Genomic DNA, 22,977 nt, shown 5'->3' with positions numbered 1-22,977 from the left:
GATCCGGCAGGAGGGGAGAGGGAGGCCGCCGCCCGCTCGGCGGCCTCCCTCATGTACCGAGGGCTCCGCCCACGGGCGCGTTTCGTCCGGCGGGCCACTTCCCGCAGAACTCCGCCTCCAGGATCGCCTCGCCGTCACCCGCCCAGTCGCCGTTGAAGTTGAACGCCAGGGCGTGGCGGCCGTCGGCCGTGGTGACGGCTTCCGAAATGGAGCCGTGGATGCCGCCGCCGTGGCCCCAGACGGTGATCCCGCAGCTGAGCTCGCGCCCGATGAGGCCCAGGCCGTAGCCGGCGTGGGGGTACTCGTCGAGCTTGATCGTGGTCTTCATCTCGGCGAGCTGCTTCGGCGGCAGGAGCCTGCCCTTGAGCAGCGCCGTGTAGAAACGGTTGAGGTCGCCCGAGTCGGAGATCATCTCGCCCGCCGCGTAGGCCAGGGACGGGTTCAGCTCGGTGACGTCGTACGTCGGTCCCGTGTTCGTCTCGGCCAGCTTGCCGTAGGCACGACTGCTGGGCTTCGGGACCTTCGGGTAGATGCCGGGGACGAGGGTGGCGCGCAGGCCGAGGGGTTCGATGACGCGGTCGCGGATCTCCTCCCCGTACGCGTGGCCCGTGACCTTCTCGATCACCAGGCCGGCCAGGACGTAGTTGGTGTTCGAGTAGTTCCAGTCGGTGCCGGGAGCGAAGTCCGGCTTGTGCTTCATGGCGATCGCCACCAGGTCGCGCGGGGCCGCCGTGTCGTGGCGGTGCTCGAAGAAGCCGTCCTTCAGGAAGTACGTGCGGGCGAAGGTCTCGTCGGACGTGTAGTCGTTGATGCCGCTGGTGTGGTTGAGGAGTTGACGGAGCGTCACTTCACGGCCGTCGTGGCCGTTGCCGCGCACCAGGCCCGGCAGCCAGGTGTCCACCTGGTCGTCCAGCGACAGCCGCCCCTCCGCCTCCAGTTGGAGCAGGACGGTCGCGACGAAGCTCTTGGTGACGCTGCCGACGCGGTAGCGGTCGTGGGCCGATCGCGGCTTGCCCGTCCTGAGGTCGCCGACGCCGGAGGTGGCCTTCCAGACTCCGTGCCTGTCCTTGGCCTGCAGGGCCACTCCGGGGACGCCGTCCCTCACCGCCGCCTCCATGGCCTTCCGGGTCGCGCCGTGGTCGGCTCGGGCCGGTGACGCCACCGCCGGGGCGACCGTCGCCACCGCCGCCACCAGCGCTGTGGCCGCCACCAGACCCGTACGTACTGACATGGTGTTCCCCCTGTCGTCCGGCCCTCTCGGCGGTTCCGAGAAGTATCGGTCGGGGGAGGGACCGCTGTGGCGTGGGGCAAGGTTGAGCAGGGAATGCCGGTTGAGCGGCTTTCAGCCCTTCCTGAGCACCAGCTCCGTGTTGCGGTCCTCCGAGGTGCCGTTGAGGGTGTCGCGGCGGCCCGGGGCGTTGTAGGAGAGCTCCCGGTAGAGGGCCGCGAGGCCGGTCTGCGAGAGGTCCGCGAAGTCCGTGGCGTGCGGGGCGGCCGACTCGATCAACGTGGTGAACAGGGAGAGCGTGCCGTCCTTGTTGTCCACCAGCTCGATGACGCGCGCCAGTTGGGGGAAGTCGATGTGGGAGGCCGTCGAGATCTCCCAGAAGGAGCCGCCGCCCGGGGACGGGTGCGGGGTGACGCGGTTGCGGTGGCTGTGGCCGTTCACCCAGGCCAGCACGTTGCGGTGACGGCCGAGCAGGGACAGCACCTCGTCGCCGCCGTGGCGCGCCTCGCCGGGGCGGGAGGGGTCCTTGCGGAGGTTCCGCATCGACTTGCTGGTGTGATGGCTGAAGACGATCGCGTACGAGCCGTTTCCGGCGCTCTCCTTCAGCGTGCGCTCCAGCCACTTGAGCTGGGCCGTCCCGAGCGAGCCCTCGTAGTGGCCGCCGGGATCGGTGGAGTCGAGGCTGATGCCGATGACGTCGTCGGCGATGCGGAAGGCGTAGTACTGGGTGCCGGCGTCGACGTTGGCCCGTGAGTAGCCGTGGCCGACCGGGCCGGGGCCCGTGTGGGCCGGGTCGAGGTGTGCCTTCAGGTACTCCAGCGGGGTGAAGGGGGCGCGGTTCTCGTCCGGGGTGACCGGACGCATGTGCTTCGCCTGGGCCTTGAGCACGGCCTTCCAGTCGGCGCCCCGGGGGTCGCCGCCGCTCTTGACGTTGTCCCAGAGGGCCTTGCCGGCCTGCTCGTCGAGGGTCATCAGCTTCCTGCCGCCGACCGCGAATTCGGCGAAGAAGGAGTCGCCGGGGGCGTAGCAACCACCGGGCAGGGAGTCGTGGTTGCCGACGGTGGAGTACCAGGGGACGTTCAGGCCCGGGCTGTTGACCTCGCGGATCGCGGCGGCGAGGAAGCCGTCGAGGTGGGGGAAGCCGAGCTGCTTGTCGGCGTCGCGGAGGGCGTCGTCCGGCTGCCAGTAGAGCTTGAGGCCGCTGTTCTGGACGCCCTCGTAGCGGCGCGGGTCACCGGAGTTGGGGGTGACCCGGCCGCCGCTCATCACCTTCAGGAACCAGTCCAGCTCCGTCTTTGAGTTGTTGTCGGTGTTGTCGCCGGTCGTCATCACGAAGTGCAGCGGCGAGCCGGTGACGGGGGCTCCGCGCAGCGCGTTCACCCGCTCGACGAGCGAGACCGCACCCGCCACCGAAAGGGCCTCCTGCGGGCGCCAGGCGCTTGCGGTCCGGGCGCGCAGGTACTCGTAGCGCAGCGGGTGCTGCACGTCCACCACGTGCAGGTCGGTGAACTGGACGAACGAAGCCAGCGCCGTACGGCGGTTCTCGCGGCCGGACCTGGGGGCCGCCAGGTCGCCGCGGACGACCCGCCGCCAGGCGGGGCCGTCGCCGAGGCGGCGGTAGCCGGAGGTGCCGCGCGGGGCGGCGGCCGAGGCGAGCGTCGTGCCGCGTGTGTACGGCGCGAGCGGCGCGGCCGGGGCCTGTCTGTTCGAGAGGTTCGACAGGGGGACCTCGGCGGCGGCGTGGGCGGCGGTCTCCGGCCGCAGGGCGAATCCGGCCCCCGCGGCGAGGCCGACCGCGCCGGCGGCGGCGAGGAAGGCCCTGCGGTCGGGATGGGTGGCGGCTGCAGCGACTGAGCGTATGCGCGACATGGCGCGGTCTCCCCGAGTGCGAACGCGTCGGTAGTGGTCGCGGGGGCCTTGGACCGGGTTTCGGCCGACGGTGCTTCCCGCTCGTACTTGATGCTTGGCAGCAGGGGTGACCTGGACGTTAACGAGGCCGCAACGGGTGGCGCCGATCGCCGTACGTGGATCTTCGAGTGCGGCGCGCGTTCACCGGGGGTTCCCGAATGTGAGCGGGAATGAGCGCAGGCGGTCACTCCTTGTTCATCTGGCGGGGCACAGCGTCCATTCGCCGTGGGGGCTTCGACGGTTTCGTGGCCGGGGGCGCGTCGTGGCCTGCCGCGCGGCTCCCGCGCCCCGGAAAGCCTCAGCAGCTGACCGGCGGTCTCAGGTGGCCGTTCGGCGGGCGTTCCCTCCGCAGCCTCAGGCCCGCGTCGACCAGGCCCACCCGCTCAAGGGCCGGGACCTCCTCCAGGGGGTGCCAGGCGGCCATGTCGGTGGAGCCGTGCTGTTCGTGGCGGAGTTCGCCGCCGGTGACGCGGGCTTCGTAGACGATGCGCAGGCCGTGGAAGTCGGCGTGGGTGCCGAGGCGGCGGGGGTAGCCGCGCCGGACGGAGTCGATGCCGAGGAGGGCGGTGGGCTCGACGTCGTAGCCGGTCTCCTCGGCGGCCTCGCGGACGACCGTGTCGCAGGGGTCCTCGCCGTGGTCCATGCCGCCGCCGGGCAGGGTCCACTTCCTCATCCCGTCCCGGGAGACCCAGCGGGCCAGCAGCAACCGTCCGTCCCGGACGCACACGGCGTAGGCCGCCACCCTCAACTCCTCGCGCATACCCAGACGTTACCGGGCAGGTGACCGGCGAGCTCACGGGAACGCGCGCGGCTACGCCTGAGACCAACTCCACGAAATGTCCCACCATCAGCGACCATTGCCCCGCACTGATTCTGGCGGGTTTACGCCATGACGCAATCCCGCCTCGGTCAACACTCCCCAAACATGTGTCACTTCAGTAAGGCTGAGCGACCGTCCGGGACCGCATAACGGACCGGACCGATCCGAACCCGCCGCTCGGATCATCAAAGCTCGTTCTCACCTGAATTCCTTACCTACAAGGGATGTCGATGACCCTCACCCCCCAGCCCGGCCCCCGGCCGGGTGCGAGACGCGTGGCGCGCATAGCCGTGGCCGCAGGACTGGTCGCCGCACTCTCCGCGGCCGGGCCGATACCCATGGCCTTCTCCGCGGACGCCCCGTCCACCTCCGTCCCCGGCGACGGAGGCGTCAAGTCCGCGCACGACAAGCTCGGTTCGGCCGACGCCGATCTGCTCGCCGAGGCCAAGGCCGACGGCGCCAAGAACGTCACCGTGATGATCGCCACCGCGCCCGGCAAGACCGAACAGGTCGCCGAGCAGCTGGACGCGGTCAAGGGCGGCTCCGTGGGCCGTGCCGACGACAAGCTCGGTTACGTCCGCGCCACGGTTCCCACCAAGAGCGCCGACTCGGCCATCTCGGCCGCCGCGAAGCTCTCCTCGGTGCACGGCATCGACCTGCGCCAGGACATCGTCCTCGACGACCCGTCACCGGTCGCGAAGACCGAGAAGGGCGCCAAGGCGCGGGGCACCGCGACGAAGTCGTACCCGGCGCCGAGCAAGAAGACCCCCGCGAAGAACCCGTACAACCCGTCCTTCGAGACGGGCGCCGTGGACTTCGTGAAGCAGAACCGGAAGGCGGACGGCCGGGGCGTCACCATCGGCGTCCTGGACACCGGTGTCGACCTCGCCCACCCCGCGCTGCAGAAGACCACCACCGGCGAGCGCAAGATCGTCGACTGGGTGACGGCGACCGACCCGATCGCCGACGGCGACGGCACCTGGCGCCCGATGCTGACCTCGGTCTCCGGGCCGACCTTCACCTTCGGCGGCCGGACCTGGACCGCGCCCTCGGGCTCGTACTCGGTCAACACCTTCCGCGAGTCCATCACCGCGGGCGGTGACGCCGCGGGCGACGTGAACCGCGACGGCGACACCACCGACGCGTGGGGCGTGCTCTACGACGCGGCGGCCGGCACGGTCACCGTCGACGTGAACCAGAACTTCGACTTCACCGACGACAAGCCGATGAAGCCGTACAAGGACGGCTACCAGATCGGCTACTTCGGCACCGACGACCCGGCGACCGAGGTCGCCGAGCGTCAGCCGTTCGTCGTGGAGTACCGCAAGGACGTCCCGATGGACCCGCTGGGCGGCGACTGGGTCGGCAAGAAGTCCGACTTCGTCAACATCGGCATCATCTCCAGCGAGCACGGCACCCACGTCGCCGGCATCACCGCCGCGAACGGCCTTTTCGGGGGCAGGATGGACGGCGCCGCCCCCGGCGCGAAGATCGTCTCCTCCCGTGCCTGCCTCTTCGCCGCCGGCTGCACCAACGTCGCGCTCACCGAGGGCATGATCGACCTTGTCGCCACCCGTGGCGTCGACATCGTCAACATGTCCATCGGCGGCCTGCCCGCGCTGAACGACGGCAACAACGCGCGCGCCGAGCTCTACACGCGCCTCATCGACGAGTACGGCGTCCAGCTGGTCATCTCGGCCGGCAACTCCGGCCCCGGCGCCAACACGATCGGTGACCCCGGCCTCGCCGACAAGGTGATCTCGGTCGGCGCGTCCGTCTCGAAGGCGACCTGGGCGGCCAACTACGGCTCGCAGGTCATCAAGAAGAACCAGCTGTTCAACTTCTCCTCGCGCGGCCCGCGTGAGGACGGCGGCTTCACGCCGACGCTGGTCGCGCCCGGTGCCGCGATCAACACCGCGCAGACCTGGCTGCCGGGCGTCGCGGTCCCCGAGGCGGGCTACACGCTCCCGGCCGGCTACCAGATGCTCAACGGCACCTCGATGGCCTCCCCGCAGGCGGCCGGCGCCTCCGCGCTGCTGCTCAGTGCCGCGAAGCAGAAGGGCATCGACCTGACGCCCGTGAAGCTGCGCACCGCGCTGACCTCGACCGCGGACCACATCAGCGGTGTGCAGGCGTACGCCGAGGGCGCGGGCCTGATCGACATCGTCGACGCGTGGAAGTCGATCAGGGCGGGCGCGACGGCGCACGACTACGCGGTCAAGGCCCCGGTCGACACGGCGCTCGACTCCGCGCTCAAGACCCCGGGCTTCGGCACCGGCATCTACGACCGTGAGGGCGGCCTCAAGGCCGGCCAGAAGAAGACGTACGACGTGACCATCACCCGTACGTCCGGCGACGACCGGGCGATCCGCCACAAGCTGCGCCTGAAGAACAACCGGGACAACACGTTCCGGATCGTCGGCAGCCGGGTGGTCTCCCTGCCGCTGAACAAGCCGGTCACCGTGAAGGTCGCCGCCAAGCCGGAGAACTCCGGCATCAGCAGCGCGATCCTTGAGGTCGACGACTGGAAGACCCCGGGCATCGACAAGCAGATCCTCAACACCGTGGTCGTCTCCGCGCCGCTGAAGTACACCCACTCGGCGTCCGGCAAGGTCCAGCGCAACGCCACCAAGTCGTACTTCGTCACCGTCCCCGAGGGCGCGAAGACCCTTGAGGTGGCGATCAGCGGGCTGAAGGACAAGAGCCAGACCCGCTTCATCGCCAACCACCCGTACGGCGTCGCGGTCGAGAGCACCAGCTCCCTGACCTGCTACAGCAACCACCTCGACGGCAACGGCTGCAAGCCGGACGTGCGCTCGTACGCCGACCCGCAGCCCGGCGTCTGGGAGTTCGAGGTCGAGTCGCGCCGGACGTCGCCGGTACTCCACAACACCTTCAAGCTGAACTTCGCCGTGTACGGCGCGAACTTCGACCCCGAGGTCGTCACCGTGCCCGAGGCGAAGGTCGGCAACCCGACCGCCGTCTCCTGGAAGGTGAACAACACGCTCGCCGCCGTCGACGGCAAGCTGGTGGGCGGTCCGCTGGGCTCGGCCAACACCGACCGGCCGACCATCGCGACCGGTGACACCCAGACCTCCACGGTCGAGGTGCCCGCGGGCGCCGGGTCCCTGGACGTCGCCATCGGCAACACGGCGGACCCCGCCGCCGACCTCGACCTGTACGTCTACGACGCGGACGGCAACGAGGTCGCCAACTCCGCGGACGGCGACTCCGAGGAGTCCGTCTCCATCCCGTCGCCGACCGCCGGTGAGTACACCGTCGAGGTCGTCGGCTACTCGGTTCCGGCCGGGTCGACCGCGTACGACTACCGCGACGTGTTCTTCTCCTCCGCCCTCGGCGAGGTGAAGGTCGCGGGCACCGCCGTCAAGCTCGGCACGGGTGCCACGACGACCGTCTCCGGTGAGGTCGTCGCGGCTGCCGAGGCGCCGGCCGGCCGGGAGTTCTTCGGCCAGGTCCAGCTGGTGAACGCGCGCGGTACCGCCGCGGGCACCGGCAGCGTGCGGATCGAGAAGGTCACGCCGTAACACCCCGGTACCGGTAGGACGTGAGGGGCGGGTGTCCGGGAGGACACCCGCCCCTTCGGCGTTCGGCGGGTCACTCGCAGGACAGCCCCTGCGAGCCCGGCAGCGCCTGCTCGATCCAGGCCCGGTCGCGGGCGATGTCCGCCTCCTTCGTGGTCCAGATGTCCGGCTGGGCGCTGCCCTTCGGGATGCCGACGAGGACGCGGTCGCCCGTCTTCAGCCGGGGGTCGACGTCGTGGTCCATGGGGAAGGCGATCTCGTCGGCGCCCTTGTCGGGCTTGAGGTAGCGGTCCACCTCGACCGTGATCCGGTCCTGCCGGACGCCGGCTACCGGTTCGACCTCGACGACGGTGCCCTCCACGATGAGGCGGGCGCAGGCGACATACCCCTCCCCACTGAGCGAGGCGTCCGAGCCGCCCCCCGCACTGCTGTCCTCCCTGCTCGCGGCCTCGTCGGAGCCTGCCCCCGAGTCGGAGGCCGTGCTCGCCCCGCCGCCGCCGGCCTGTACGACGACCCAGCCCGCGCCGAGGACGACGGAGGCGGCCACCGCGGCGGCGAGGGTGCCGAAGGCGACGTTCCGGGCGCGGCGGGTGCGGGTCCGCCACGTCGGCAGGGGCCTCACCGGCGGGAGGGCGGCCGCCGCGGGCCCGCGCACCGCCCCGGGGTCCGTCTCGGCCCCGGCCGCGTCCCCCTCCCCCGCGGCCACGAGTCGCCCCGGCGCGCTCCCGGCCCCTTCCGCCACCAGCGCCTCCCCGATCAGCCCCAACTGCTGCCTCAACAGAGCGACATCGGCTGCCGCCGCGTCCAGCGCCCTCACGAACTCGGCGTCCCCCGAGGCCTCTTCGGGCAACGGTTCATCGACGAGCGCGGCCATCAACGCGTCCATGCCGGCGTACGCGGGACCGTCGAACACGAGGTCGTCGTACGCGGCGCCCGCGAGCTTCCCGCGCTCAGGGCGCCCCTGCGCCGTGTCGCCGTGCTCCGCGTCGTGTCGGTTGTCGTCCCGGGCGGTCATGTCACACCACCTCGTCCTCGTGCAGGCGGGTACGCAGGGCGCGGACCGCCGAGTGGAGCCTGCTCTTGACCGTGCCCTCGGGAATGCCGAGCTCGTCGGCGATCCCTCGTACCGGCAGGTCGGCGTAGAAGCGCAGGACGAGGACCTGGCGCAGGGCGTCGGGCAGCTCGTCCAGGCCTCGGGCGACGGCGAGCGAGAGCACGCTGGAGTCCTCGCCGGAGGAGTGCGCCGGCGGGCGCAGTGAGGCCAGGCGCTCGCCGAGGCGCTCCTGGCGGCGCTTGGCGCGGTGCCAGTCCATCGCCAGGTTGGAGGCGACGACCGCCACCCACGCGGACACGTCGCGCGGTGCCTCCCGCCCGCTCGCGGCCCGCTCCAGCAGCCGCAGCCGTACCTGCTGCACCCCGTCCGGCAGGTCCGACTGCGGCACACCGCCGAGCGCGAGCACCGCCCGCACCCGCCGCTCCTGGGCCGCGTCCAGCGGGTCGGCGCCCGTGTCCGCCGCGTCCCCCGCGTTCCCGGTCACCGCCGGTGAGTCGCCGCCCTTGGTCCAGGGGCCGACGCCCGCGTGCGGCGGATCGTCCACCTCCTGGACGCGGCCCGCCCTTCTGCGCAGCACAGCCACCCCTCCCCTCCCGCGTTTCCTCTACGACGCCGGTGCGGGCGGAAACGTTCGCAACGCCCGCGCACCTTTCCCCGGGCCCGCGGCGCAGACCTCCCGGACCCGCCGCGCACCGCCTGCCGCAGAGGCGTACGTCACACCTCCGCGTGCGCCCGGGTGCCGTGGGCAGGGTCGAGGCAGCACAGCTTGCGGTACGGGACCGCCGTAGGACGAATTCCTCCAGCTCAACCGGGGTGACGGTCAAAGAAGCGGCTCCGGGACCGGGGGCGTCACGGCCCGTCGTTCCCGCCTTCCGCTCAAACGACTGGACAGGCGGGCCCGGACTGACCGCATGATGGAAACGCCTCGGCCATGCCGCAGACACAGACAAGCCACTTAAAAGGAGTCGCCGTGAGGGTCGGAATCGTCGGAGCCACCGGTCAGGTCGGCACGGTCATGCGCAGGATCCTCAAGGAGCGCGACTTCCCGACGCGTGAGCTGCGCCTGTTCGCGTCCGCCCGCTCGGCCGGTTCGGTCGTCGACGGTGTGACGGTCGAGGACTCGGCGACGGCCGACTACTCCGGCCTCGACATCGTCCTCTTCTCCGCGGGCGGCGCGACCTCCCGGGCGCTGGCCGAGAAGGTGGCGTCCCAGGGCGCGGTCGTGATCGACAACTCCTCCGCGTGGCGACGCGACCCCGAGGTGCCGCTGGTCGTCTCCGAGGTGAACCCGCACGCGATCGCCGACCGCCCCAAGGGCATCATCGCCAACCCGAACTGCACGACGATGGCCGCGATGCCGGTGCTGCGTCCGCTGCACGACGAGGCGGGCCTCGAAGCGCTCGTCGTCGCCACCTACCAGGCGGTCTCCGGCTCCGGCCTCGCGGGCGTCGCGGAGCTGCACGGCCAGGTCCAGAAGGTCGTGGCGGACGCGGACAGGCTGACGCACGACGGCGCGGCGGTCGACTTCCCCGAGCCGGGCGTCTACCAGCGCCCCATCGCCTTCAACGTCGTCCCGCTCGCCGGTTCGATCGTCGACGACGGCCTGAACGAGACGGACGAGGAGCAGAAGCTCCGCCACGAGTCCCGCAAGATCCTGGAGATCCCCGGACTCAAGGTCTCCGGCACCTGCGTCCGCGTCCCGGTCTTCTCCGGCCACTCCCTCCAGGTCAACGCCCGCTTCGCGCGCCCGATCTCCGTGGAGCGCGCGACGGAGCTGCTGGCCGGCGCCCCGGGCGTCGCCCTCTCCGACATCCCCACCCCTCTCCAGGCCGCCGGCCAGGACGCCTCCTACGTGGGCCGCCTCCGCGCCGACGAGACCGTCGACAACGGCCTCGCCCTCTTCGTCTCCAACGACAACCTCCGCAAGGGCGCGGCACTGAACGCGGTGCAGATCGCGGAGCTGGTGGCGGCGGAGCTGAGCGAATAACCGGGCAGGACACAGTGGCGGGGCGCCCACCGGATGCCGGTGGGCGCCCCTTCGGCGTGTGCAGAGAGCCGGTTGCCGCCGCAGTGCCCGGTCGGTCTCCCTGAGCGCGTGCGGTGGCACGACGCCGATTCGATGGCCGAATCGCGAAAGGTCAAGCGCCCCAATCCGCTCGCACTGTGCCCAAAAGTCCGTCCGCGGGCCAGGTTCCGCGGCATGCGGGAGGACCTGAAGCGGCCACACACGGGAGAGGCGGGAGACGTGGGAGGTCACCGGCACCACGGCCATGGAAGGATGACGCAACCCACACATACCGAGGAGATGACAGCGTGCCTGGCACAAACCTGACCCGCGAAGAGGCTCAGCAGCGGGCGGAGCTGCTCAGCGTTGACTCGTACGAGATCGATCTCGACCTCTCCGGCGCGCAGGAGGGCGGCACCTACCGGTCCGTGACCACGGTGCGCTTCGACGTGACCCGTGGCGGCACGGCGTCCTTCATCGACCTGGTGGCCCCGACCGTCCACGAGGTGACCCTCAACGGCGACGCGCTGGACCCGGCGGAGGTCTTCAAGGACTCCCGGATCGCGCTTCCCGGCCTGCTGGAGGGCCGCAACATCCTGCGGGTCGTGGCCGACGCCGCGTACACCAACACCGGTGAGGGCCTGCACCGGTTCGTCGACCCGGTCGACGACCAGGCGTACCTGTACACCCAGTTCGAGGTGCCGGACGCCCGCCGTGTCTTCGCGAGCTTCGAGCAGCCGGACCTGAAGGCCACCTTCCAGTTCACCGTGAAGGCCCCGCCCGGCTGGACCGTCGTCTCCAACTCGCCGACGCCCGAGCCCAAGGACGACGTCTGGGTCTTCGAGCCGACGCCCCGTATCTCCACGTACATCACGGCCCTGATCGTCGGCCCGTACCACTCCGTGCACAGCGTGTACGAGAAGGACGGCCAGTCGGTGCCCCTCGGCATCTACTGCCGACCGTCGCTGGCCGAGTACCTGGACTCCGACGCCATCTTCGAGGTCACCCGGCAGGGTTTCGAGTGGTTCCAGGAGAAGTTCGACTACGCGTACCCGTTCAAGAAGTACGACCAGCTGTTCGTGCCGGAGTTCAACGCGGGCGCGATGGAGAACGCGGGCGCGGTGACCATCCGCGACCAGTACGTCTTCCGCTCGAAGGTGACGGACGCCGCGTACGAGGTCCGCGCCGAGACCATCCTGCACGAGCTGGCCCACATGTGGTTCGGCGACCTCGTGACGATGGAGTGGTGGAACGACCTGTGGCTGAACGAGTCGTTCGCCACGTACACGTCGATCGCCTGCCAGGCGGACGCCCCCGGCTCGCGCTGGCCGCACTCGTGGACCACGTTCGCCAACTCCATGAAGACCTGGGCGTACCGGCAGGACCAGCTGCCGTCCACGCACCCGATCATGGCGGAGATCCGCGACCTGGACGACGTGCTCGTCAACTTCGACGGCATCACGTACGCCAAGGGCGCGTCCGTGCTCAAGCAGCTCGTCGCGTACGTCGGCATGGACGAGTTCTTCCGGGGCGTGCAGGCGTACTTCAAGGCGCACGCGTACGGCAACACGCGCCTGTCCGACCTGCTGGGCGCTCTGGAGGAGACCTCCGGCCGTGATCTGAAGGCCTGGTCGAAGGCGTGGCTGGAGACGGCAGGCATCAACATTCTGCGCCCCGAGATCGAGACGGACGAGCACGGCGTCATCACCTCCTTCGCGATCCGCCAGGAAGCCCCGGCGCTGCCCGCGGGCGCGAAGGGCGAGCCGACGCTCCGCCCGCACCGCATCGCGGTCGGCCTGTACGAGCTGGACGACGCGAGCGGCAAGCTGGTCCGTGACGTGGGGGTCCCCCGGCCGAAGGCCGGGGGAGGATCGAGCTGGACGTGGACGGTGAACTGACCGCCGTACCCGAGCTGGTGGGCAGGCGCCGCCCGGCGGTCGTCCTCCTCAACGACGACGACCTGTCGTACGCGAAGGTCCGCCTGGACGAGCAGTCGCTCGCCTTCGTCACCGAGCACCTCGGCGACTTCGAGTCCTCCCTCCCACGCGCGCTGTGCTGGGCCTCGGCCTGGGACATGACACGCGACGCCGAACTGGCGGCCCGTGACTACCTGTCCCTGGTCCTCTCCGGCATCGGCAAGGAGTCGGACATCGGCGTCGTGCAGTCCCTGCACCGCCAGGTGAAGCTGGCGGTCGAGCTGTACGCCGACCCGACGGCCCGCGAGGCGCTGCTGACCCGCTGGACGGACGCCACGCTCGCGCACCTGCGCGCCGCGTCGGCCGCCTCCGACCACCAGCTCGCCTGGGCCCGCGCCTTCGCCGCGACCGCCCGCACTCCCGAGCAACTGGACCTCCTGGAGGCTCTGTTGGAGGGCACGCAGACGATCGAGGGGCTGGCCGTCGACACCGAGCTGCGCTGGTCCTTCGTCCAGCGGCTCGCGGCGGTGGGCCGCTACGACGAGGCGGAGATCGCCGCCGAGTACGAGCGCGACAGGACGGCGGCCGGCGAACGCCACGCCGCCACCGCCCGAGCGTCCCGCCCGACCCCGGAGGCCAAGGCGGAGGCCTGGTCCCAGGTCATCGAGTCCGACAAGCTCCCCAACGCGCTCCAGGAAGCCGTCATCGCCGGTTTCGTCCAGACCGACCAGCGCGACCTCCTCGCCCCCTACACCGACAAGTACTTCGAGGTCGTCAAGACCATCTGGGACTCCCGCTCCCACGAGATCGCCCAGCAGGTCGCCATCGGCCTCTACCCGACCATCCAGGTCTCGACCGACACCCTGCACAAGACGGACACCTGGCTGGCTTCCGCCCAGCCCAACGCGGCCCTGCGCCGCCTGGTCTCCGAGTCCCGCGCGGGCGTCGAGCGGGCACTGAGGGCACAGGCCGCGGACGCGGCGGCGGCCACGGAGTAGGCGGCCCGTCGTACGCGTAAGGGGGCGCCCGGTGTGGTCACCGGGCGCCCCCTTACGTGAGCCGCCAGCCGGAGAGTTCGGCAGCCTGGTGGTCCCGAGCGTCGGCGGGTCGGCGCGGGGCGGACCCGGCGGGTGGCTTGCCCGGGGGCCTCGGGGGCGTCGGCGTGGACCGTGCGCGGGGCTGGAGCTGGCCCAGGATCGTCGCGGTGAAGGCGATGGTCATGCCCAGGAGTTGCAGAGGGGTGAGGGACTGGCCCAGGGCGGCCCAGCCCAGCACGGCGGCGGTCAGGGGGGAGAGCGGGCCGAGGAAGGTCACCTGGGTGGTGGGGAGGCGGCCGATGCCTCGGAACCAGAGGCAGTAGGAGACGGCGGTGTTGGCGAGGGCCAGGTACAGGTAGCCGCCCACGGCCCGGCCGTCCAGGGCGGGGGGTGCGCCCTCGACGAGCAGGGCGACGGGCGCGATCAGGAGGCCGCCGGCCGTCAACTGCCAGCCGGTGAAGGCGAGGGGGCCCACGCCCTCGGGGCGGCCCCAGCGCTTGGTGAGGACCGTGCCGGTGGACATGGAGGCGGTGGAGGCGAGGGCCGCGAGCAGGCCCACCGGGTCGAGGGCGCCGGCCGCCTTCAGGACGACAAGGCTGACGCCGAGGGCCGCGGCGATGCCGGTGAGGAGCGTGCGTACGGTCGGCCGCTCGCCGAGGAGCAGGGTCGCCAGACCGGCCACGAACAGCGGGCCCACCGAACCGACCACCGCGGCCATGCCGCCCGGCATACGGTACGCGGAGAGGAAGAGGAGCGGGAAGAAGGCGCCGATGTTCAGCGCGCCCAGCACCGCGGCCTTCCCCCACCAGACCCCGCGCGGCAGTGTGCGCGAGACCGCCAGGAGCAGCAGCCCCGCCGGGAGCGCCCGGAGCAGGCCCGTGAACAGGGGGCGGTCGGGCGGCAGGAACTCCGTGGTGACGGCGTAGGTGGTGCCCCAGGAGACGGGGGCCAGGGCGGTGACGGCTGTGAGGGTGAGGCGGTTCGAGGTCTTCGCGGAGTCGGAGGACTCCGAGGTCTTCGCGGTCATGGGACGCGGCCCTTCGCGGCGGCTGAGGAGACTGCTCAACTGACTTGCTCGCGATTAGCTTAGCGGTAAGCAACTTTCCGTCAAGCCGCTTTCTTGCGGCCGACCGACCCGCGCCGGATACTCCTCACATGAACGCGAGCCCCCAGCCCCAGCGGTCCGAGCGCTCCGAGCCCGACCGGCCGGAGCGGCCGGACCAGCCCCTGCGCGACCCCGTCGACGCGATCATCGACCAGTGGGCGGTCGCGCGGCCCGACCTCGACACCACCGCGATGGAGGTGTTCGGGCGCGTGTACCGGCTCTCGCGGTCACTCGGCGACCGGATGGAGAAGGCGTACGCGCGGTTCGGGATCTCGCGCGGTGAGTTCGACGTGCTCGCGACCCTGCGCCGGTCCGGCGAGCCGTACACCCTCTCGCCCCGCCAGCTCTCCGCGACCCTCATGCTCACCACCGGCGGCATGACCGGCCGCCTCGACAAGCTCGAACGGGCGGACCTGCTCCGCCGCTCCCCCGACCCGCACGACCGCCGTGCCCTCCAGGTCACCCTCACCGACGAGGGCCTGCGCCTGACCGACGAGGCCGTCGCCGCGGGCCTGGCCGTCCAGACCGAGGCGCTCTCCCACCTGGACGAGGAGCAGACCGGCCAACTGGCCGACCTGCTGCGGACGCTGGTGGTGGGGACTGGGGCGTGAGCCTCCGGGAGACGGCCGTCGGCGACGCCGCGGCCCCTGCCTCCTCGGCCGTCACGCCGTCCGCGTCCTCCGCCGCCCCGGGCCACGTGTCCGTCGGGCCGTTGCGGCACGGTCCTACGACGGCCGCTCGCCCCATGCTCCGCGCCACCGGCCAGGCGGGCATCGAGCGGACGGGGTGATTCTTCGGGGACCGGTCGCCGCCGCTGGGGGCGTGGGTGTCCGACTCCCGAGCATGCGGCGACCCGGACCCGGGCGGCGCGCTCGGCGTCACAGGCGCTGCGGACGGGGTGGGGCTGCGGCCGGCGGCGCGCCGGTGTCTCACGGCGCGTGTTCGACGCCGTAACCCTGGGGAGCGCGGAAGGGCCGCCGGCCGCGCCCCGGCGGGTCCGCGCGCCATGGAACACGTCGAGGGCGCCCCCTCCGCACTGGTGTGCGGAGGGGGCGCCCTCGGATGTGAAGCGACGCGAAAGGCGAAGCGGTGGAACCGCAGGTGTGCGGAGCCGCGGGCGTGCGAAGCGGTGGAGCCGCGGGCGTCAGGCCTTCGCCTTGGCCTTCGGCTGGCGGTCGGTCGACCTGTCCAGGACCATCACCAGGCCGACGATCACCGCGAACAGGGCGATCGGTGCCACGACGAAGAGCCCCAGCGTCTCGATCACGCTGAGGCCCGGACCCGGGTCGTCGCCGTCGTCGCGCGTCAGCGCGAGCGCGGGGGACGACATGAGCAGCATCATCAGCGTCGTACCGGCGGCCAGGGCGCCGACGCGCAGGGTGTTCTTCTTGTCCACGGGACCAAAGTACCCAACGCCGGGGAGGGACACTCGTCCGGGGTGGCACAGCGGTGGGTTGATCAAGAGGCTTCGCCCCCCTCATTCCCCGACCGCCCCCGCAGCACATCCGCCAGCGCGTGCAGCCGGGGCGAGGCCGCCAGGTCCTCCAAGGTCACCGGGCGGCCGGTCGCGTCGGCGATGGGGAGGCGCCAGTTCGGGTACTGGTCCCAGGTGCCGGGGAGGTTCTGGGGGCGGCGGTCTCCGACGGTGTCGGGGAGCCAGAGGCCGATCATGCGGGCGGGGGTGCGCAGGAGGAAGCGGTGGAGGGCCTGGATCTGGGCTTCCTCGCAAGGGGCGGAGATGCCGCCGCCGGCGCCGTTCAGCAGGCCCAGCCGGGTCAGGAGGGCCAGCCATTCGCCCGTGTCGGCGGCGGCCTCGGCGCGTTCCTCGTCCAGGGAACGGGCGAGCAGGCCCAGGCCGTGGCGGAGGTCGACATGGTCGCAGGTCAGCCGGGAGGCGGTGGGCGGGAGGTCGTGGGTGGTGGCGGTGGCGAGACAGTTCGCGCGCCACCGCTCGGGCGGGAGGGGGCGGCCCGTGCCCTCCCAGTCGCGCTCGAACCAGAGGACGGAGGTGCCCAGGACGCCGCGCGCGTCGAGGGCCTCGCGTACGCCGGGCTCGACCGTGCCCAGGTCCTCGCCGATCACCAGGGCGCCTGCCCGTGAGGCCTCCAGGACCAGGATCGCGAGCATGGCGTCGGCGTCGTAGCGGACGTAGGTGCCCTCGGTCGGTGCCTGGCCCCGCGGGACCCACCAGAGGCGGAAGAGGCCCATGACGTGGTCGATTCGGAGGGCGCCCGCGTGGCGGAGGAGGGCGCGCAGGAGACGGCGGTAGGGGGCGTAGCCGGACTCGGCCAGGCGGTCGGGGCGCCAGGGAGGCAGGCCCCAGTCCTGGCCTCGGGAGTTGAAGGCGTCGGGGGGTGCGCCGGTGGACATGCCGGCCGCGAAGTACTCCTGCTGGGCCCAGGCGTCGGCGCCGCCGGGGTGGACGCCGACCGCGAGGTCGTGCACCAGTCCGACGGGCATGCCGGCGTCGCGCGCGGAGCGTTGCGCGGTGCCGAGCTGGGCGTCGGTGAGCCAGGCCAGGCGGGTGTGGAAGTCGACGCGGTCCATCAACTCGCCGCGGGCGCGGGCGGTCTCGGCGGAGCGGGGGTCGCGCAGGCCCGTCGGCCAGCGCTGCCAGTCGGAGCCGTAGACCTCCGCGAGCGCGCACCAGGTGGCGTGGTCCTCCAGTGCCTCGCCCTCCTCGGCGAGGAAGTCCCAGTAGGCGGCGCGCCGCCCGGGGCCGAGGGGCACGGTGCGCACCACTTCCAGGGCCTCGCGCTTGAGGTCCCACACCGCGTCCCGGTCGATCAGCTCGCCCTTGGCCAGGACGGCTTCCCGCAGCCGCGCGGCCCCTTCCAGCAGCGTGCCGACGCGGTCGCGGTGGTCGGCGGAGGTGAGGGCGCGGGCGTACTCCTGGACGTCCTCGACGCGGAGGTGGACGGGGTCGGGGTAGCGGCGGGAGGAGGGGCGGTACGGGGAGGGGTCGGTGGGGGTGCCGGGGACGGCCGCGTGCAACGGGTTGACCTGGACGAATCCGGCGCCGAGGGCGCGGCCGGCCCAGGCGGTGAGTTCGGCGAGGTCGCCGAGGTCGCCCATGCCCCAACTGCGGTGCGAGAGGAGGGAGTAGAGCTGGACGAGGAGACCGTACGTCCGGCCGGGCGGGGCGGGCAGCCGGGGCGGGGCCACGACGAGGTGGGCCTCGGCGGTGCGGCCGTCGGGGGCGGTGACCCGCAGGGCGTGCGCTCCCGGGGGCAACTCCTCGACGGTGGAGCGGAGTTCGCCCCGCTCCGTCTCGATACGCAGCCGGGTGCCGTCCGGCAGGGCGGCCAGCGCGGCGGGGAGCTCGCCGCCGGCCCAGTAGACGACCGTCGGCGGCAACAACCGTTCGGCCAGCTCCCGCTCGCGCGCCGCGAGGGCGGCGCGCACGGCCTCGGGGGTGCGCGCGTCGACGCCCAGCGCGGCGAGAGCGGCCACGACCGCCCCCACCGGGACGGCGACCGTACGGTCCCGGGAGGGGCTGTAGGAGGTGGCCACACCGTGCAGCGCGGCGAGCCGGGCCAGCGACGCCTCCGACAGCGGGTTCCCCGGCTCGACCGGGCCCGACGACGGCGCGCCGGAGCCGGCGGAGCCGGGGCGCGGCCTGCCGGGGTCGGCCGGGTCAGGTGACACATCGCCGGAGTCTGCCGGGGCGGGGCGCGGCGGGTCGGAGGTGGCCGGGGCGGGGGGTGGCGGGGGGCCGGGGTTCGCCGGTGGTGGCGGCGGATCGTCGGAATCGGCCGGGCGCGGTGGCATCTAGACCCCCGATGCGGCGCCGTTGGATGTGGGTTCGCTGGTGAGGGGGGCCGCGTCGGCGAGGGGCGGCTCGCTGGTGAGAGGGGCGGCGTCCGGAAGCGGGGGCTCGCTGGTGAGGGGGACGTCGGCGCAGGGGCCCTCGGCGCTGAAGACACAGAGGTGGGGCTCGCGGAGTTCGTAGGGCTCCGCGACGCGTTTGGAGCGGGGCAGGGTCGGAAGGTAGGTGGGCGTGGCCACGGGGGTCTCCTTGTGGTCGTACGGCTTCGATGTGCGGGTCCGGGGTACTCCAGCCCTACCCAGTGGGCGCCGCCGCAGACGTGGGTGTGGGGACATCGTGGTGTGGTTCACTCCGATCACTCCGGCGCCGGGGCCCCGCTTCCCTCGGTATCGGCATGGCCGGACGATCTCCCCCGACGCTATTCACTCAGTACATGTACTCGATGCATACTGGCTCTCATGAGCATCCGTCACATCCTGTTGGGGCTGCTCGCAGGGGGACCCAGCCATGGCTACGACCTCAAGCGACGGCACGACGAACGCTTCCCGCAGGCCCGCCCGCTGGCCTACGGGCAGGTCTACACGACTCTTCAGCGCCTGGTCCGCGACGGTCTCGCCGAGGTCGACGGCACCGAGGCGGACAGCGGCCCGGAGCGGACGATGTACCGCTCGACGGACGAGGGGGCGCGCGAACTGGCCAAATGGGCCGGAGAGATCACGCCGCCCGCGCCATTCGTGACGAACGAGATCTTCGCCAAGCTCGTCGTCTCGATCCTCGCCGACGGCGATCCGGCGGCCCATCTACAGGCGCAGCGCACCGCGCACATGGCGCGGATGCGGGAGCTGACGGCCGTGAAGACCACGCCGGGAGCCGATCTCGCGACCGTGCTCGCGGCGGACTACGCCCTCAACCACCTCGACGCCGATCTCCGCTGGATGAACACCACCACGGCCCGGCTGACCACCCTGACCGCGGAGGTCGACGCAGCATGAACGAGAAGAACCCCGGCCCGGCGCCGCTGCTCGCGGCCCGTGGCCTCGTCAAGGAGCACGGCAGGACACGGGCGCTGCGCGGCGCCTCGGTGGAGCTGCGCGAGGGCGAGATCCTCGCCGTCACGGGGGCCAGCGGCAGCGGCAAGTCAACGTTGCTGAACTGTCTCGCGGGCATCGTCCGGCCGGACGAGGGCTCGGTGGCGTACGCCGGGAAGCGGCTCGACCAGCTCCCCGAGAAGGAGCTCAGCGAGTTGCGCCGGACGGACTTCGGAGTCGTCTTCCAGTTCGGGCAGCTGATCCCCGAGCTGACGGCCGTCGACAACGTCGCGCTGCCGCTGCTGCTGGCCGGCACCTCCCGCAAGGAGGCGCGGGAGCGGGCCGGCGAGTGGCTGGAAAGGTTCGGTGTGCGCGGGCAGGAGGAGCAGCGGCCCGGCGAGATGAGCGGTGGCCAGGCGCAGCGGGTGTCGCTGGCGCGGGCGCTGATGACGGGGCCGAAGGTGGTGTTCGCGGACGAACCGACCGGGGCGCTGGACTCGCTGGCGAGCGAGCAGGTGATGACGGCGCTGACGCACTCGGCCCGGGAGTCCGGTACGGCGGTACTGCTGATCACGCACGACGCGCAGACCGCGGCGTACGCGGACCGCGAGGTCACCCTGAAGGACGGTGTCGTGGTCTCCGAGGCCGACGCCCCCCTGGAGGTGTCCCGGTGAACGCACTGGTGAACGACCTCCGGCTGGCCGTCCTGCTGACCGGGGGCTCCGACCGGCGCGAGTGGTGGCGGGTGACGCTGACGGGCCTGGGGGCGGCGCTGGCGACGGCCTTCGCCATGGCGGCGGCGGTGCTGGCCTCCTTGCGGGGCCGGTACAGCGTGCCGGTCGCCGACGGACTGCTGAACAACCCGGGTGAACGCGCCGGGGCGATCCTCACCCTGATGGTCCTGCTGATACCGGTGCTCGGGTTCCTGGGCCAGTGCACCCGCGTGGGCGCCGTGCACCGCGACCGGCGGCTCGCCGGGCTGCGGCTGGCCGGGGCGTCGGCGGGGCAGGTGCGCAGGATCGCGGCGCTGGAGACCGGGGTGTCCTGCCTGGCCGGTTCGGCGGTCGCCACCCTCTTGTTCGTGCTGTTCCTGCTGCGCGAGTGGCACAGCCCCTCCCTCCTGGCCTGGGCGGGGATCGCGCTGGTGGCGTTGGGCGTGCCGGTGCTTGGCGCGGTCGCGAGCGTACTCGCGCTGCGCCGGGTGGTGACCTCCCCGCTGGGCTGGGTGCGGCGCGTGGGGCCGAGCTCGGGGCGGGGGCCCGGCTGGGTGTTCCTGGGGGCGGTGGCGCTGCTGGTGATCGCGGCTCTGGGCGCCGTCGCCAGCACCAGCATGAACATGCCCGACAACTCCCTGAGGCAGACCCCGCTGGTGTTCTTCGGCGCGCTGCTCGCGGTGGGCGCGGGCGCGGTGCTGCTGTCGGGCATCGTGTCGACGCTGACCGGCCGATGGTTCGCCGCACGCACCGGGAGCCCGGCGGTGCTGATCGCCGCCGAGCGGCTGCGGTCCGACCCGTGGGCGGCGGCCCGCACCCACGCGAGCGTGGTCATGGGGACCGTCGTCGGCGCCGGGTACATCGGTGTGCGGCAGGCGCTGCTGGCGGACCTCGACGACGGGACGGGCTTCGCCGCGAGCAGGTCCTTCTACGTCACCGGTCTGAACCTGACCGCCGCCGCCGTCCTCGTCGGCTTCGCGATCACCTTCTTCGCGCTGGCCGTCGGCACCGCCGAGTCCCTCGCCACCCGCCGCCGGGGCCTCGCCGCGCAGGTCGCCGCCGGGGTGCCGTACGAGGCCCTGCGCCGGGCCCTGCTGCTGGAGACCGCCCTGCCCCTGGCACCGCCGCTGCTGGTCGCCGGCCTCGGCGGCACGGCGATCGCCGTCGCGTACGCCTCGGCCATGGGCAACATCCTGGTGATCCCCTACGGCGCGCTCCTGGTCCCCGTCGCGGTCTACGGCGCCTGCCTGCTGGCGGCGGCCACGTCGGTGCCGCTGCTGCGCCGGACCGTGCGGCCGGGAGAGCTGCGATACACGTGAGGGCCGTGGGAGGGCGGGCCGCGTAGCGGCGGAGACTCGGCGACCCGGGAGGCACGGGGGTGTTTCCGGGACGGGGGGCAGCAGGTGGGGGCGCCCGGGGCCTCTCCGGGCGCCCCCACCTGTCCACACCTGTACGCGCCGCCCTACCTCGGCAGGCTCGCCGGTGCGATCGGTGTGGCCCGCTCCGACTGCGGTGACGTGGTGGACGCGTAGGCCGACGGGGCCGCCACGCCCGCCGTCGGGTCGTCCGGGTCGTCGGCGAGGGCGGGGGCGCCGCCGACGATGCGGATGCCGGCGGCGTCGAAGGCCTTCTTGATGCGCCAGCGCAGTTCCCGTTCGACGGTGAGGGCCTTGCCGGGCATGGTCTTGGCGGCGACGCGGACCACCATCGACTCCAGGAGGACGTCGTCGAGGCCGAGGACCTCGACGGGGCCCCAGAGGATTTCGTTCCAGGGCTCCTCCTTGCTCATCGCCTCGCCGACCTCCAGGAGGGTGCGGCGGACCTTGTCGAGGTCCTCGTCGGCGCGGACGGTGACGTCGACACCGGCCGTGGCCCAGCCCTGGGAGAGGTTGCCGATGCGCTTGACCTCGCCGTTGCGGACGTACCAGATCGCGCCGTTGTCGCCGCGCAGCTTGGTGACGCGCAGGCCGACCTCGATGACCTCGCCGGAGGCGACGCCCGCGTCGATGGTGTCGCCGACGCCGTACTGGTCCTCCAGGATCATGAAGACACCGGAGAGGAAGTCCGTGACCAGGTTCCGGGCGCCGAAACCGATGGCGACGCCCGCGACACCGGCGGAGGCCAGCAGCGGGGCGAGGTTGATCTCGAAGGTGGCGAGGACCATCAGGGCGGCGGTGCCCACGATGAGGAAGGACGCCACCGAGCGCAGCACCGAGCCGATGGCCTGCGAGCGCTGGCGGCGCCGCTCGACGTTGACCAGCAGGCCGCCGAGGGTGGCGCCCTCGACGTCCGGGACGGAGCGGTTCATCCGGTCGATGAGCTTGGTGATCGCCCGCCGGACCACCACTCTCAGCACCGCCGCTATCACCACGATCAGCAGGACGCGGAGACCGATCGCCAGCCATGTGGACCAGTTCTCCTCCACCCAGCTGGCGGCGTTGGTCGCGCTCTCCTGGGCGTCCTCCAGCGTGGGCACGGCCGGCGTCGTCGGCGTCTGGGAGGGGGACGGCGACGGCGAGGCGGCGGCCCGCGGGAGAAGCGGGGAAGAAACGGACGACACGACGGATACCTCCAGGTGCGCTATCTGCCCTCGGCGCGGCGGTCAAGATCCGTCGGGTCACGGAAAGGTCACCGGACGGGCAGGCCCACCACACTAACGGGGCATCGTGTGAAGGTCGCCGCAATGTTCGAGGGCGACAGGGCGCTCACCAGGGAGTGAAGGGCGCACTCAGCGGGGGATGAATCAGGGTGTGGTCGAAAACACTCCCAGCCCGTTACCGGGACATGGTGGCGCTTCCACCAGGCATGAGGGGAGACTGACTACGGATCGTCCACGGCGCGAGCCACGCGCC

The 22,977-nt window shown here is 72.2% G+C and carries 17 protein-coding genes and 1 pseudogene; 8 read left to right on the top strand and 10 right to left on the bottom strand.

What is annotated here, in order from left to right:
• Positions 1-49 precede the first annotated feature (49 nt).
• The 3 genes from WBG99_RS24025 to WBG99_RS24015 form a co-directional block, all read right to left on the bottom strand.
• Complete coding sequence (locus WBG99_RS24025) at positions 50-1,231, bottom strand: serine hydrolase domain-containing protein (protein ID WP_338898291.1); 1,182 nt, start codon at positions 1,229-1,231, stop codon at positions 50-52.
• A gap of 111 nt (positions 1,232-1,342) precedes the next feature.
• Positions 1,343-3,097: a TIGR03767 family metallophosphoesterase gene (locus WBG99_RS24020; RefSeq protein WP_338898290.1), complete on the bottom strand. Its 1,755-nt coding sequence runs from the start codon at positions 3,095-3,097 to the stop codon at positions 1,343-1,345.
• Between the two features lie 337 nt (positions 3,098-3,434).
• Positions 3,435-3,896 carry an NUDIX hydrolase gene (locus tag WBG99_RS24015; protein ID WP_338898289.1) on the bottom strand — a complete coding sequence of 154 codons (462 nt, stop codon included), beginning with the start codon at positions 3,894-3,896 and terminating at the stop codon, positions 3,435-3,437.
• Between the two features lie 290 nt (positions 3,897-4,186).
• On the opposite strand from WBG99_RS24015, the gene WBG99_RS24010 reads away from it, so the two are divergent.
• A complete protein-coding gene (locus WBG99_RS24010; RefSeq protein WP_338898288.1) occupies positions 4,187-7,501 on the top strand; it encodes a S8 family serine peptidase in 3,315 nt (1,104 codons plus the stop codon).
• Positions 7,502-7,571: 70 nt separating this feature from the next.
• Here the strand turns inward: WBG99_RS24010 and WBG99_RS24005 are convergent, their stop codons facing one another.
• Together WBG99_RS24005 and WBG99_RS24000 are read right to left on the bottom strand one after the other, a co-directional pair.
• Entirely contained in the window at positions 7,572-8,513 is a 942-nt protein-coding gene (locus WBG99_RS24005) for a hypothetical protein (protein ID WP_338898287.1), read from the bottom strand.
• 1 nt (position 8,514) lies between these two features.
• The gene (locus WBG99_RS24000) at positions 8,515-9,036 is read right to left on the bottom strand and encodes a sigma-70 family RNA polymerase sigma factor (protein WP_338900467.1); all 522 of its coding nucleotides are present in this window, start codon (positions 9,034-9,036) and stop codon (positions 8,515-8,517) included.
• Between the two features lie 486 nt (positions 9,037-9,522).
• Here WBG99_RS24000 and WBG99_RS23995 point away from each other — a divergent pair, with 486 nt between their 5' ends.
• Both WBG99_RS23995 and pepN read left to right on the top strand, forming a co-directional pair.
• On the top strand, positions 9,523-10,539 hold the full coding sequence (locus WBG99_RS23995) for an aspartate-semialdehyde dehydrogenase (RefSeq protein WP_338898286.1): 1,017 nt from the start codon (positions 9,523-9,525) through the stop codon (positions 10,537-10,539).
• A gap of 326 nt (positions 10,540-10,865) precedes the next feature.
• Positions 10,866-13,471 (top strand): annotated as a pseudogene (gene pepN, locus WBG99_RS23990) (aminopeptidase N).
• Positions 13,472-13,523: 52 nt separating this feature from the next.
• On the opposite strand, the gene WBG99_RS23985 reads toward pepN, so the two are convergent.
• Positions 13,524-14,537 carry an EamA family transporter gene (locus tag WBG99_RS23985; RefSeq protein ID WP_338898285.1) on the bottom strand — a complete coding sequence of 338 codons (1,014 nt, stop codon included), beginning with the start codon at positions 14,535-14,537 and terminating at the stop codon, positions 13,524-13,526.
• Positions 14,538-14,665: 128 nt separating this feature from the next.
• Here WBG99_RS23985 and WBG99_RS23980 point away from each other — a divergent pair, with 128 nt between their 5' ends.
• The gene (locus WBG99_RS23980) at positions 14,666-15,226 is read left to right on the top strand and encodes a MarR family winged helix-turn-helix transcriptional regulator (RefSeq protein WP_338898284.1); all 561 of its coding nucleotides are present in this window, start codon (positions 14,666-14,668) and stop codon (positions 15,224-15,226) included.
• Positions 15,223-15,405, top strand: a complete 183-nt coding sequence (locus tag WBG99_RS23975; RefSeq protein WP_338898283.1) for a hypothetical protein — start codon at positions 15,223-15,225, stop codon at positions 15,403-15,405. The genes WBG99_RS23980 and WBG99_RS23975 overlap by 4 nt, the downstream gene beginning before the upstream one ends.
• A 354-nt stretch (positions 15,406-15,759) precedes the next feature.
• Here the strand turns inward: WBG99_RS23975 and WBG99_RS23970 are convergent, their stop codons facing one another.
• From WBG99_RS23970 to WBG99_RS23960, 3 genes are all read right to left on the bottom strand, one after another.
• Positions 15,760-16,011, bottom strand: a complete 252-nt coding sequence (locus WBG99_RS23970) for a hypothetical protein (protein WP_338898282.1) — start codon at positions 16,009-16,011, stop codon at positions 15,760-15,762.
• Positions 16,012-16,073: 62 nt separating this feature from the next.
• Positions 16,074-18,170 (bottom strand): 4-alpha-glucanotransferase, encoded by a 2,097-nt coding sequence (gene malQ / locus WBG99_RS23965; RefSeq protein WP_338900466.1) that lies wholly within the window; start codon positions 18,168-18,170, stop codon positions 16,074-16,076.
• 216 nt (positions 18,171-18,386) lie between these two features.
• Complete coding sequence (locus tag WBG99_RS23960; protein ID WP_338900464.1) at positions 18,387-18,596, bottom strand: hypothetical protein; 210 nt, start codon at positions 18,594-18,596, stop codon at positions 18,387-18,389.
• Between the two features lie 246 nt (positions 18,597-18,842).
• Between WBG99_RS23960 and WBG99_RS23955 the strand changes: the two genes are divergently transcribed.
• Genes WBG99_RS23955 through WBG99_RS23945 form a run of 3 tightly spaced genes read left to right on the top strand, consistent with a single transcriptional unit; the run spans position 18,843 to position 21,444 of the window.
• Positions 18,843-19,376 carry a PadR family transcriptional regulator gene (locus tag WBG99_RS23955; RefSeq protein ID WP_338898281.1) on the top strand — a complete coding sequence of 178 codons (534 nt, stop codon included), beginning with the start codon at positions 18,843-18,845 and terminating at the stop codon, positions 19,374-19,376.
• Complete coding sequence (locus WBG99_RS23950) at positions 19,373-20,086, top strand: ABC transporter ATP-binding protein (protein WP_338898280.1); 714 nt, start codon at positions 19,373-19,375, stop codon at positions 20,084-20,086. Before WBG99_RS23955 ends, WBG99_RS23950 begins: the two co-directional genes overlap by 4 nt.
• Positions 20,083-21,444 carry an ABC transporter permease gene (locus WBG99_RS23945; RefSeq protein ID WP_338898279.1) on the top strand — a complete coding sequence of 454 codons (1,362 nt, stop codon included), beginning with the start codon at positions 20,083-20,085 and terminating at the stop codon, positions 21,442-21,444. Before WBG99_RS23950 ends, WBG99_RS23945 begins: the two co-directional genes overlap by 4 nt.
• A gap of 143 nt (positions 21,445-21,587) precedes the next feature.
• On the opposite strand, the gene WBG99_RS23940 is transcribed toward WBG99_RS23945, so the two are convergent.
• Entirely contained in the window at positions 21,588-22,685 is a 1,098-nt protein-coding gene (locus WBG99_RS23940; protein WP_338898278.1) for a mechanosensitive ion channel family protein, read from the bottom strand.
• Positions 22,686-22,977: the final 292 nt, after the last annotated feature.

Origin of the sequence: Streptomyces sp. TG1A-60 (assembly GCF_037201975.1) — a bacterium.
In the GTDB taxonomy this organism is placed as follows: Bacteria; Actinomycetota; Actinomycetes; order Streptomycetales; family Streptomycetaceae; genus Streptomyces.
This window is presented reverse-complemented; position numbering and strand designations above follow the sequence as displayed.